Source organism: Streptomyces sp. NPDC046881, from assembly GCF_040645015.1.
GTDB lineage: Bacteria > Actinomycetota > Actinomycetes > Streptomycetales > Streptomycetaceae > Streptomyces.
The window spans coordinates 1-9996 of record NZ_JBEYXJ010000179.1 but is presented as its reverse complement, the minus strand read 5'-3'; the positions used below and the strand labels follow the sequence as shown (position 1 = coordinate 9996).

9 protein-coding genes are annotated in these 9996 nt (G+C 70.5%); 3 read left to right on the top strand and 6 right to left on the bottom strand.

Annotated elements, in window-relative coordinates:
- A partial coding sequence (locus tag ABZ923_RS39835; protein WP_361482825.1) for an FAD-dependent oxidoreductase occupies positions 1 to 366 on the top strand: 366 nt, incomplete at its 5' end.
- Positions 367 to 610: 244 nt separating this feature from the next.
- A complete protein-coding gene (locus ABZ923_RS39830) occupies positions 611 to 1288 on the top strand; it encodes an HdeD family acid-resistance protein (protein WP_361482822.1) in 678 nt (225 codons plus the stop codon).
- Positions 1289 to 1505: 217 nt separating this feature from the next.
- On the opposite strand, the gene ABZ923_RS39825 is transcribed toward ABZ923_RS39830, so the two are convergent.
- The 6 genes from ABZ923_RS39825 to ABZ923_RS39800 form a co-directional block, all read right to left on the bottom strand.
- A complete protein-coding gene (locus tag ABZ923_RS39825) occupies positions 1506 to 2609 on the bottom strand; it encodes an AI-2E family transporter (protein WP_361482819.1) in 1104 nt (367 codons plus the stop codon).
- A gap of 498 nt (positions 2610 to 3107) precedes the next feature.
- Complete coding sequence (locus tag ABZ923_RS39820; protein WP_361482816.1) at positions 3108 to 3557, bottom strand: hypothetical protein; 450 nt, start codon at positions 3555 to 3557, stop codon at positions 3108 to 3110.
- A gap of 44 nt (positions 3558 to 3601) precedes the next feature.
- Positions 3602 to 4678, bottom strand: coding sequence for a hypothetical protein (locus ABZ923_RS39815; RefSeq protein WP_361482813.1), 1077 nt, complete (start codon positions 4676 to 4678; stop codon positions 3602 to 3604).
- A complete protein-coding gene (locus ABZ923_RS39810; RefSeq protein ID WP_361482810.1) occupies positions 4675 to 6690 on the bottom strand; it encodes a hypothetical protein in 2016 nt (671 codons plus the stop codon). Before ABZ923_RS39810 ends, ABZ923_RS39815 begins: the two co-directional genes overlap by 4 nt.
- The gene (locus ABZ923_RS39805; RefSeq protein WP_361482807.1) at positions 6687 to 7445 is read right to left on the bottom strand and encodes a toll/interleukin-1 receptor domain-containing protein; all 759 of its coding nucleotides are present in this window, start codon (positions 7443 to 7445) and stop codon (positions 6687 to 6689) included. The genes ABZ923_RS39810 and ABZ923_RS39805 overlap by 4 nt, the downstream gene beginning before the upstream one ends.
- Before the next feature lie 13 nt (positions 7446 to 7458).
- A complete protein-coding gene (locus ABZ923_RS39800) occupies positions 7459 to 8751 on the bottom strand; it encodes a helix-turn-helix transcriptional regulator (protein WP_361482804.1) in 1293 nt (430 codons plus the stop codon).
- Between the two features lie 618 nt (positions 8752 to 9369).
- Here ABZ923_RS39800 and ABZ923_RS39795 point away from each other — a divergent pair.
- Entirely contained in the window at positions 9370 to 9906 is a 537-nt protein-coding gene (locus ABZ923_RS39795; RefSeq protein ID WP_361482801.1) for a GNAT family protein, read from the top strand.
- Positions 9907 to 9996: the final 90 nt, after the last annotated feature.

Sequence of the window (9996 nt, the reverse complement as noted above, 5' to 3'; positions counted from 1 at the left end):
GAGCCGTACGAGCCCTATGACCGTCCGCCGCTGTCCAAGCAGGTCCTCAAGGGCTGGGTGCCGGCCGACCACACCAAGTTGCCCCGCATGCGGGAAGTGGATGCGGACTGGCGGCTCGGTGTGGCCGCCACCGGGCTGGACCGGAGCACCAAGCAGGTGCACCTGGCCGACGGTGAGCAGGTCCCGTACGACCGCTTGCTGATCGCCACGGGCACGCGTGCGTGGCAGTGGCCGAATCCGGACGAGGCCGCACTGGAGGGCGTCCACACGATTCGCTCGCGGGCGGAGCCCTGCCGGTCAACTTCTCCAGTCCGCCGCACGAGTGCTCGGTCGCCTCGTCCTACTGGGGGCCCCTCACCGAACTGATGGAAGTGATCACCGTCGCCCGGCAGGACAAGATCAACCCGAACGGGACACCACGACCGTGCCTGGCCGCCGGCATCGGGCGGTCCGGCGGAAACACATCGCGGCTTCCGCAGGACGCAGCATCGCCCGGAATACCTCATGCGCCACGGTCCCCTGCCGCTTCCGCCGAGCGACATGAGGCCGATCGGGTGACGATGGACACGTAGTGACGTGACCACGCTGCTCCCAGAAGGAGGTAGGTGCCATGACATCTCCTTCCGAATCCCCCGGTCTCGTTCCGCCACGTGGCACCGAGCCACCAGCGGGCCCGGCGGCCGAAGGCATCGCCGCTCTGGCGAACGTGGGCTGGCAGATCCTGCTCACCATGGGTCTCGCCACCATCGCCCTGGGTGTCGTCGCCCTGGTCTGGCCGGGCGAGACGCTCCGCGTCGTCGGCGTGCTCTTCGGCATCTACCTGCTGGCCACCGGTGTCTTCCAACTCGCCGCCGCCTTCGGCACCCACGTTCCCCGGCATCTTCGCGTCCTGCACTTCACCACCGGCGCGGCCTCCATCCTGCTGGGACTGGTCTGCTTGCGGGGGCCCCTCGAGTCGGTCTTCCTGCTCGCCCTGTGGATCGGCTTCAGCTGGCTGCTCAGAGGCACCTTGGAGACGGTCGCGGCTGCCTCCGATGGGACTATGCCGGCCCGCGGCTGGCACGTGGCCTTCGGCATCATCGGCACGATGGCCGGCATCGTGATGATCGTCATGCCGTTCGCCTCGATCGGGACGCTCACTCTGGTAGTCGGCGTCATGGCGATCGTCGTCGGCCTGACCGAGGTGGTCCGCGCCATCAGGACACGCGTCGAGATCGGCCATCTGGCTGCCGGCACGGCCCCCCAGAGGCGCTCCTTGTTCCACGCACGTCCGCACGCCCAGCACTGACCGGCGGAGCCGGACCGACCGGGCGCTGGCCAGCGGCAACATCACGCGTCTCCGCGGGTCGTCGGCCAGCGGAGGTACCTCGCGCGCATCGTGGTGGGCGCGGCCATGACGGCGACGCCGGCGTCGTACGCCGCGCCCGACTGGGCCGGGCCATCTCGGGCATCGGCACATACATCAGGGCCGCACGGGGCTCGCTCGAGCACTGACCGTCAGGCCGTCATTCGGGGGCGTCGGACCGGTCGGTGTTCTCGGAGCTGTTGTCTGTCCGTGTCGGCAGTCCCAGTGACCGACCGCCGCGGTGAGCCCAGAGGTCACCGAGGACGACCTGGATGATGCCGGTGACGGGAATCGCCAGCAGGGCACCGAGGATTCCGGCGACTTCGGTGGCGATCAAGGTGGCCAGCAGCACGGTGAGGGGGTTGAGTTTCACCGTCCGAGAGAGGATGACCGGTTGCAGGAGATGGTTTTCGGCCTGCTGATAGACGATGAAGAAGATGATGGCCCCCATGCCGGCCGGCAGGGAGTGGACGAACGCCACTGCGGAGGCGACGACAGCTCCTATGGTGGCTCCCACCAGGGGAATAAGGTCGGCCACGGCGACGAAAAGGGCCAGCAGGCCGGCGAACGGCACTCCGGAAACCAGCAACACGACGTAGGTCAGACACCCGCAGATGACGCTGATCAGCAAGTTTCCGGTCAGATAGCCGTTGACGGTACGGGCGCACGCGTCTCCGACGCGGCGTATGCGGGCCGCGGGCGCCTCGTCCACGAGGGCCAGGGACCGGTCTATGGCCTTGGGGCCCTCCAGCACCATCAGGTAGGCCAACACGAAAATAGTGACGATGCCTGCCGCGGTGCTCGCGGCACTGCGGAGGAAGTTCGCGACGGGCCTGCCCAGCCCGGTGGCGAACGTGTGGATCTGCGCCTGATGGTGCTGGACATACCGCAGAGCGTGTGTCCGCTCCAGCAGGTTACCGACGGGCCCGCGGCCGGCCTGGGCGTCGCTGATCATCGCGGGCAGACGACCGGCGAACCGGCTTCCCTCCTGGGCCAGGGGTATGACGAACATGGCGACCACCGCGCCGATTACCGCGGCCGTGGCAGTGAAGACCAGCAAGGCGGCCACCGACCGTCGGCACCGCGGCACCCGTCGCTGCAGGGCTTCGACCGCCGGATGAAGGGAGACGGCCAGGAACAACGCGATGACCGCCCAGATCAGCACCCGGCGAGCCTGGACCACCAGCTCGAGTACGACGTAGGTGGCGAGCACCAGGCCGATGGTGGCGAGGATGGTTCGCACCGGAACCGGACGCGTCGCCATGGGCACCGGGTTCCCAGCCCTGGTCAGGGGAAAACGAGGAGACCTCTTCGCCAAGTGGGCGATATCTCCCGGCACTGTCGTACGTGAGCCCGTCTGATGCTCGGCGGTGGTGCAGGAGTCGTGGGCACCGCCGCATCCCAGGTGCGGATCCCCAGGTCGAGTCGCAAGCTGATGTCGTAGGCCGTAATTGTTAGTGTCATGGTGGTCGTGGCCGCAGCGTGATCGCCGGACCGCCGGTCCGGTGGGGGGCGGAGCCATCAGCCGCGGGCGTGAACGCGGCAAACCCGCTGTCGGCAGTGAGGTGCGGTCGGCTGACACATGCGGCCTCGGGGTACGTGCCGTGACCGAGAACTCGTCGCAGCCGACGACCGGCGCTCGGCGGCCCTGTCTGATCGTGTATCCGCGTTCGGGAGGAGAAGAAGCGAGCCGGTTCCGGAACCCTCACCGGGGCTCAGGGACGCGAAGGCGGTCGCAACGAAGGGAAACCCGGGGCGGTCTTCAACCCTGTTCCCGGCGTGGAGCGGGATCCGGGGGGAAGGCCAGGCCGGTGACGGTGCCGGCCTGGACGATCGGGCCGTGCTGGGTGCCGCCGGAGATGGTGTTGTGCACCGTTGCCGGGCGGCCCGCTGCGGCGGCCGCCAGTCGGTGCAGCGACGCTCCGAGAGCACTCAGGTCCTCGCCGGTGAGCGCCCCGGTCTCCACCAGCCGACAGAGATGTGTCTGCCACTCGGCTGCAATGCCGGACGTGGCGCGCTCGTCCGCCGCGGTGCCGGTGAGGAGCAGCCGCGCACGCGCGTCGTCCAAGCCGGTGATCGCGGTGGTGTCCGCGCCCGCACGTGCCAGGAACCGGCCCATCAGTGCGCGGGCGTGAGCCCAGGAATCAGTGACCATGAGGGAGACCAGGGTGGTGGCTCCCGATGCCGCCATGGCGGCCAGTTCGGCGTCCATCGCGTCCTCCTGACTACGTGGGGATGAAATGTCCCGGTCGGGCGTCAGGCCGTCTCGGCCGGCGGGCCGGGGTCGGGGGCCGGTTCCGCGCCGGTGCCGGGGGCGGGAGGCCTCGGCGGATCGAATCGGCGTAGAAGGTCCTCCGCTGTCTCGTGGCGGTTGTGCTGCTCGATGAGCCGCGAGAACTGTCGGGCCAGCATCGCCCGCCGGTCGTCGTCCTCCGTGAAGCCCATAGCCTCGAAGAATCCCGACAGGTGATCCGCAGCCGAGGGCTCGCGGGGCGGGACATCGGCAGACTCCGTGCTGATCTCCGGCGTCCCGGGTCCTTCCGGCCGGTGCGGCAGCATCTCGAGCAGGCGCTCGGGGATGTCGGTGTCGTTGGCCGCGGAGGTCAGCTGCGCCAGCAGGGGGAGGTCGGCCACGGTCTTCGCCACATGCTCGTCGTTCTTGGTGAGCCACCACACGACGGCGCTGCCCGTGTCCTTGAGGACGTCTTCACCCAGATACCGGCGCTTGCTCTGCTCGTACTTGCGCTGGTGCTCCCAGACCGATTCGTCCTTGCGCACGCCGGCGAGCCGATCCAGACGCTCCTGGTCCTCGTCGGGCAACGTGAGGCTGATGTCCTCCGCCATCGCCTGGAGGTGGCCCGCGGAATCCGGGCACATGCGGCTGAGGGCGCCGCCGAGTTCGTGCTGAAGGAGCGAGGCGTGGCCGGGTTCCCGCTTCTCGGCAATGGCTCGGGCCCGGCTGAGTACCACGTCGACGGCGAGGCCGGCCGGGTTGAGGACCGTGCCGCGGCCCGGACCGTCGGCGAAGCACCACCGCACGGTCGCCGAGAAAACGAAGTGGTAGTCGTCCCAGAGGCTCGGGAGCGCCACTCGGTTGACGCGGCACTCGGTCCGTTCCACCGGGGCGGCCGTGAGCTGCTCCTCGAAGCTGACCGGCACCGGGCCGCGGCGCTGTGAGGCCATCCGGAAGACTCCCATGGGCACCACGAGAAGAAGTGCGGCCAGCGCCGGCCAGGTCCAGCCGGGCCATCGCTGCACCAGGCCGACGATGGTCAGCAGCAGGCCGCACAGAACGGTGAGGAACACGGTCGTCGTCTTGCGTGCCGTCGTCATGATCGACCCCCTCCGGCCGATGCCGACGGGGCGGCAGGACCGAGGCCCTGGGCCACGCCGATCTTGTGGAGCAACAGGTCGGTCGTCTCGGTGGAGCGGGCGCCGGCGCCCGGAGAAGCGCACTCTGCTTGGCGTGCGGACGCGTACAGCGCGGCGAACGTTGCGCCCCGGTGCTCTCCGCAGCGGTCGGCGGCATCGACCAGCAGGTCGAGGAGGATCTCCCCCCGGTCATCGGCGCCCTCGGCCGCCCAGTGCAGCCAGCGCTGAATCTCTGCCCGTGGTGCCACGCTTCCTCCTTCCGGCCGCGATACCGCGTCGGTCAGCACGGCGCGCCAGCATATGATCAGCGAGCGTCGGACCCCGTCCTCGTCGACCAGAGCGCGGGTGGTGACGGAGTGGTCCGTGAGCGGCGCCGGATCGCTGACGCGCAGAAAGATGCCCAGGTCGGCCGGTGCGAGGTCGTCCCGTGCCAGCCGGTCGAGCAGCCTTCGGCGCAGCCGCCGGCTCCCGGCCACCAGATCGCACAGAGCCTGCAGGGCATGCGCCGTGCCGCGCTCGCGCCGAGCGAGATGGTGCAGCCGGATCAGGGCGTGGTCCGGATGGTCCAGCGCGAGGACGTCGGCGCAGACCTGGACCAGCACCTGGGCGAACTCACCGGTCAGCCGGCGGTACGCAGACCACTGGTAGATCCGTTCGCGGAAGTCCCTGCCGTGGGCGGGGTCCGCGAGACCGCAGGTGAGCGCCTGGACCGCCGCCTCCGACCGGGCTCTGCCCGCTCCCTGCGTACTCCACCGTTCGGCGAGCGCGGCGAGCGCGTCCGCCCGCCCGGTCCGCAGGTACTCACCCGCCAGCCGGGCCACCAGTCCGTCGCGGACGTCCGGCATGAGATGAGGATCGTTCGACTCGACGACCCGCGCGGCCCACGAGCCGAGGTGGGGCCGCAGGTCGGGCATGTGGTCCCAGAAGTGGGCGCGGACGGCGGAGTCGTAGTCCAGCTCGGTGAACCGCACGCGACCGTCCGGCCCGGAGCGGGCTGAGATCTCCCTCAGTCGCTGGGCGAGGTCCTTGCGCTGGAGGAGCGGAGTCTCCTCCTCTGGGGGCTCGACCGTGCTCAGCAGAAGTGCGGCCGCCCGGTGGACGACGTCGGCATGTGCACCGTGGAGCATGGACACGGCGATCAGCAGGGCGCGTTGGGAGGCCTCCGGTAAACCGGCGACGCGGTCGGCGACTTCGGTGCGGCGGCCGGTGCGCGCGCGTTTCGCGGCCGCGCACCACTCGGTGAATCCCTCGCCGGGCCCGGCCGATTCACGAGCCCGGCGTATGCGGTCGGCGAAGTCGGCGATCTCCCGCATCGGTCTGCGCTCGCTGAGGAACTCGTCGACGGTGACGTCGTTCCGGAGGAACTGCTCGTACGGCACGCCATGGGCGCGCAGATGGCGTCTGAGAACCTCCACCGCGAAGGCCGGCGGTCCGATCTCGACACGGTAGTGCTGGAGGTCGGGATCGAGGGTGCCGTCGTGTGGCATGACGACGACGAGATGGGCCCGCCGCTCGTGCACCGTCTGGCGCAGGGCGGGCAGGTCGCCCCGCGCCACATGCCACAGACCGGCCTCCGCGGTGGACAGGTCGAGCAGTAGCCGGTCATCCGGGTCGACGAGGGTCGGGTTGCGCAGCGGCAGCTCGTCCTGTTCGCCGGGCAGGAGTTCGCGGAAGGCTCCGCCGGGACGGTGGTGTTCGCGCAACAGTACGCGGGCCGTGGCCGTGCGGCCGCTGCCGGGAGCACCGTCGAGGATGACGGTGCCCGTCTCCTCGAGCGTGGTACGGGCCCTGCCCATGTTGACCGGAGCGACCAACACCCTGCGCGCCCAGCGCAGTTGGTCATCGGGAAGCTGGCGAAAGACCGGCTTTCGGGGCTCGTGCGCAGCGACGCCGAGGTTGACGTGGATGTCACCACCGCCCGTGTGCGTGACGCTCTGCGTGCCCTCGACCCAGGTGGTGTGCTCCGTGCTCACCGTCGGTCGTCCTGGGGCCGCTCCGGCTCCCCGAACCGCTGGTGGATGTCCCCGTGGTGGTCGCCCTCGGTGTACGTCGTCCCGGTACCCGAGACGTAGCGGTCGCCCGACACATGGCGTGAGTTGTTGTAGATGCTGCCGCTGCCGGTGTGGACCGTGCCCTGGGAGCTCTTCACGATCGTGCCGCCGACGTCACCGCTGAAGGCGCCCGCTTGGACGGATGTTCCGCTCACGTCCCCGATCGAATTGTGCACGGTGGTCGACGCCGGCGACGGCTCGCCGGGCTCGGTCAGATCCCGCAGCTCGGGGACCAGCTCGGCGACCAGATCACCGATCCGCCGGACGCCGGCCGCGGTGTCGTGGGTGCTGTCGAACGGCACCGACTGCAGATCGGCGAGCCGCGCCAGCTCCGAGGGCAGGGCCGCCTTGCTCAGCCGGTCGGTCTTGCGGCCGTCCAGCACGGGCACGACGATGAGCCCGCACTCGAACGCGGCCTCGATCTCCTTGCGCACCCAGTCGTCGGGATCCTCCAGCCGACTGCGGAAGTTCGTCCAGTCCGGTCCCACGACGGCCAGCAGCACGGAGCTGCGGCGTAACGCGGTCAGCAGAGCCCCGGGGTAGGCGTCCCCTGGGGTGATGGACCTGGACGCGCGGAAGACGCGGTCCTGGCCGAAGCGGCGTGACAGCTCCTGGTCGAGGAGGGCCGCAGTCCGCTCGCCGTCGCCAGTGCGGTAGTTGATGAACACGTGGGGCATGCCAGTGACTCCTTCAGATGGTGGACTGGTGCGACAACGTGCCGAGTCGCGGTCCCAGCCGGCGTACGGAGGGATGGTTCGCGTGGCGCGCCAGGGTGCGGGCCAGCCGCCGCAGGTCGGTCGTGACGGTGGCGGAATCCACGGCCTTCACTCCGTCGAGCAGGGGCGCCGCCAGGTCACAGGCGCGGTCGATCTCGCCGGCCGACGCGTAGGCGAGTGCGCGGCGGACGCCGTACCTGACCTGGGTGCGGATCGCGTCCACGCCGACCAGGGCAAGTTGTCGGTCCAGTTCCTCGCCCGCCTCGCGTGGCCGCCCGAGATCGACCAGGCACCAGCCGGTGACCATGCCGACCGGATCGGGAAGGTGCATGGTGCCGATCACCGGCTCGTCGGCTCCGTCGTCCTGGCGGGCGAAGAGTGCACGCGCGCGGTCCAGCGCGTGCAGACAGGCCCGGTGGTCACCCGCCAGGGCGTGGCCCTGGGCTTCGCGCTGTGCGGCGAGCCCGCGGATCCGCGGGGGCAGAGCGTCGCTCTGCGCGCGACGGGCCAGAGCGACCGTCTGCTCGGCGTCGTCCCGGTACAGCGCGATCAGGGCCCGGCGGACCAGCGCGTAACCGGCCAGTGCCCGGTCGCCGCCGGCGGCCGCCAGATCGACCGCGCGCTGCGTCCACCACAGGGCCGCCCGCTCGTCCCCGGTCTCCTGCACCAGCCAGCCGACGTACTCGGCGTACCGGGACCCGAGGGCCAGAAGGTGGCGACGGGTGCCGCTGTCACAGTGGGCGGACAGTTCTCGCAGGGTGTGGGTCTGTGCGATCAGAACGGGCAGGAGCAGACCGGGCGCCACCGTCTGGCCGAGTCTGCGGTAATGGGTGAACAGCGAGCGGGAGGCCTCCAGCATTCCCGCGCCCGTGGCCGGTGAGGCCGGGGCCGCACTGTCGGACCGCCACGCCATCAGCGAAGCGACACCGGCGCCCACGACCTCTCGTCGGCCCACAGGCTGGAAGGTGTTCGGGCCGTCCGGCGACAACTGCATGATCCAGTCCTCCTCGTGGACATGGCCCGGCGCCGGATCGACGGGCGGGTCGGTGGTCTCTGGTGCGAGCAGGGCCAGCAGGGCCCCGCCGGCCCCGAGGGCGGCGTCGCACAGGCGGGCGAGGTCACGGCTGGGGGCCTTCAGGCCCCGCTCCACCTTGCTCAACTGCGCCTTGCTGTAGTGGACGGAGCCGGACAGGGCGGTGAGGCTGAGCCCTGCCTCCAGACGCCGCTTCCTCAACTCCTCGCCGAACTCGGTGGACGGCTGTGGCACGGAAACCTCCAACCTCTCCCGCCCTGGGCCGAGTCGGCGCTGCACGAAAGCGTGCGGCAGTCGGGCCGGGGCGGACAAGGCGATCGATGCTGTTTCCCGTTTCCTTCTCCGACATGGGAACGCGGCATGCGCGGCAGGGAGGGCCGGAGAACCGGGCCGGCTGGAAGCCGTGTCGCACAGGGAGGCTCCACGGCGCAGTGACAGGGAGGGCGCGCGAGCCAGGAGGGTTGCGAGGGCCGCCGGGTTCCCCCGTCCGTGAGGTCTCGTGACACGCGAGAACGGGTTCCCCCCCGTCCGCCGCGTGCCGGTGCCGCCTCGTGCAGGAGTCGCTATGTAGTCGACGGCTACCTCATCACCAGCTAGGCGTCTCGACGGGCATCGAGATGTCGCTATGACTCTCAGGCCGCCTCCACGGCCGCTCGATCGGAAAGGGGCGGAGCGGCGCTCTGCGTTCGTCTGTTACGGTCGCCTCGGCGCAGGGAGCGTGCGAACACCACACCGGTTCAGGGAGGTTGATGAATATGGCCGTCAGCGGCCTTTCTCGGCATGCCCTTTTCCGGTCCGCGCGCTGAAGCGGCGCGACGCGGTCCGGGTCGTTCCAACGACCAGGAGTCACACGTGCATTCCTCCCTTTCCAAGGATCTCACCGAGCTGACGACCGATCGGCTGGTCCTGCGTATCTGGACGGCGGCCGAGGCCCTCGCCGTCCTCGAATGCGAGGGCAGCGCCCGGCCTGCCGACTGGGCCGGGGACTTTCCCTCCGAAGGCGACCGCGTCATCGCGAGCATCCTCGGCGACAACCCCGCCTGGCTCGGCGTGTACGGCCACCGGCTGATCGTCGAGCGGGACGGCGGACTCGTCGTGGGGTCGATCGGCCTGTTCTGGCCACCCGCCGACGGGGTCCTCGAACTCGGCTACGGTGTCGTCGCCTCCCGGCGCGGCCGTGGCTACGCCACCGAGGCCACCGAGGCGCTCGCGGCCTTCGCCCTCACCGCGCCCGGCGTCCACACCGTGACCGCCGGCGTGGAACTGTCGAACCCGGCCTCCGTCCGTGTTCTGGAAAAGGCCGGCTTCGAACGGTACGACACCACCACGGCCGAAGACGCCGAAGGCGTGGTCCGCTTCGGAATCACACGGCACGAGCTCGGGAAGTAGACCCCCGGTGGGGGGGGGGGGCCGCCCCCCCGCCCCCCCCCGGGGGCCCCCGCCCCCGGGGGCGGGGACCCGCGCGGGAGAGAGGGAGCA